The organism is Pseudomonas edaphica (genome assembly GCF_005863185.1).
Classification (GTDB): domain Bacteria; phylum Pseudomonadota; class Gammaproteobacteria; order Pseudomonadales; family Pseudomonadaceae; genus Aquipseudomonas; species Aquipseudomonas edaphica.
On sequence record NZ_VBVZ01000950.1, the window covers coordinates 1 to 1,519 of the forward strand.

2 protein-coding genes and 1 pseudogene are annotated in these 1,519 nt (G+C 62.8%); all 3 read right to left on the reverse strand.

What is annotated here, in order from left to right; genetic code table 11:
• A pseudogene (locus FEM54_RS32385) lies at nucleotides 1–258 on the reverse strand (TonB-dependent siderophore receptor); the annotation flags it as partial.
• 96 nt (nucleotides 259–354) lie between these two features.
• Nucleotides 355–1,320 (reverse strand): FecR domain-containing protein, encoded by a 966-nt coding sequence (locus tag FEM54_RS32390; RefSeq protein WP_138454261.1) that lies wholly within the window; start codon nucleotides 1,318–1,320, stop codon nucleotides 355–357.
• Nucleotides 1,317–1,519 (reverse strand): sigma factor-like helix-turn-helix DNA-binding protein (locus FEM54_RS32395; RefSeq protein WP_276614978.1); only part of this gene is annotated, 203 nt, incomplete at its 5' end. The genes FEM54_RS32390 and FEM54_RS32395, both read right to left, overlap by 4 nt.

Below are 1,519 nucleotides of genomic sequence, written 5' to 3' on the forward strand. Positions count from 1 at the left end.
CACCTGGGCCAAGCCGTTCTCAGTGTTGAATTCGCCCTGCAGCCCCTGGCTTTTCCTACCCGCCGTGAGCAGCGAACTGCCCGCCATGCTGATCCCGGCTTCGGCACCAAAGCGCGACAGCACCTGGTCCAGCGGCCCGGCGCTGATGCTGTACGGGCGTTCACCGGCGGCCAACACCAGCTCACCGCACAATGGTTGCAGGCTGAGAAATAACAAGCTGAACGTATGACGACGCAAGACACGAACGGGGGAAATCATGCAAGGCTCCTAGGGATCGAAACCCACCTGTGCCGGCGGGTAATACCTAAAGGCCAAGCCAGATCGAAAAAACTATCGCGTCGACGAAAAAAAACTTCACGCCGGCACCACCGTCACCCAATAACGGCTTCTTCGCTCGATGCGCACCGGCAAGGTCTTGGCCACCAGGGCCAGTGCCGCATCGGTGTCGTCCAGCTGGAAACTGCCGGTGATGCGCAGCGCCGCCACCGCTTCACTGCAACGCAGCAAGCCTGGGCGATAGCGCGAGAGTTCGGCGAGCAATTGATCCAGGCGCATGCGTTCGGCGGGCAGGATGCCGTGCATCCAGGCCTGGGCCAGCAACAAGTCAACCGGGCTTGGGCGCCCTATCGCGTAGTCTTCAACGCTTATCTGCCAGCCAGCCTGCAACGGCACGGGCGTCGGTTGATGCCGCGCACTCACTTGCACCCGCCCGCGCAAAACCGTCACCTGCGTGCCCTGATGATCGTGGCGCACCAACAGGTTGGCGCCCTGGCTATAAAGCAGCGCGTTCGGGGTTTGCAGTTGTAACAAGGCAGACCCCGCTGGCGTATCGAGTGCCAGCTCGCCCTCGACCAACTGCACACTGCGTTGGCCTACGCTCACGTCCAGGTTGACCGCACTGGCGGTGTTCAGCCACAGCGAACTGCCGTCCGCCAGGGTCCAGTGTCGGCGTTCGCCAGTGCGGGTGCGATAACTCGCCAGCGCCGCGCGTACACGCGTGGAGTCCGCACCTTGCCAGGCAACGCCGCCGAGCAGCCCCAGCGCCAACAGGCACTTGAGCACCTGACGACGGCGATGAGGATCGGTCCCGGCCGCCTGCAATGCCTGGCGTGCCGTGACGTCGGCCAACACATTGGCGCCTGGTTGCAACAACAGCGGCAAGCTGCTGACCCGCTGCCAGGCGTACTCATGCGCGGGGTTGGCCTGGCGCCATTGCTGCAAAGCCTGATGGTCGGCGGCATTCATCAAGCCGGACTGCAGACGCACCAGCCACTCGATGGCACTGTCGCGCACTTGCGGGTCAACCGCCACACTGCTCATTCAAACCGGCTCGCATAGCAGACACTGAATGCCTTACCCATGGCGCGCTGCACCTGGGCCACCGTCAGGCTTAATTGTTTGGCGATTTGCGGATAGGTCAGGCCATCGAGCTGGGACAAGAAGAATATCTGCCGCACCCGCGCCGACAAACCGACTAGCAGCGAATCCAGCTGCAACAGCGTTTCGATCATCAGGTGCC

Bases quoted from the DNA above. Each gene is read 5' to 3' on its own strand.
- FEM54_RS32390 (WP_138454261.1), bottom strand. From the start codon at position 1,320: ATGAGCAGTGTGGCGGTTGACCCGCAAGTGCGCGACAGTGCCATCGAG.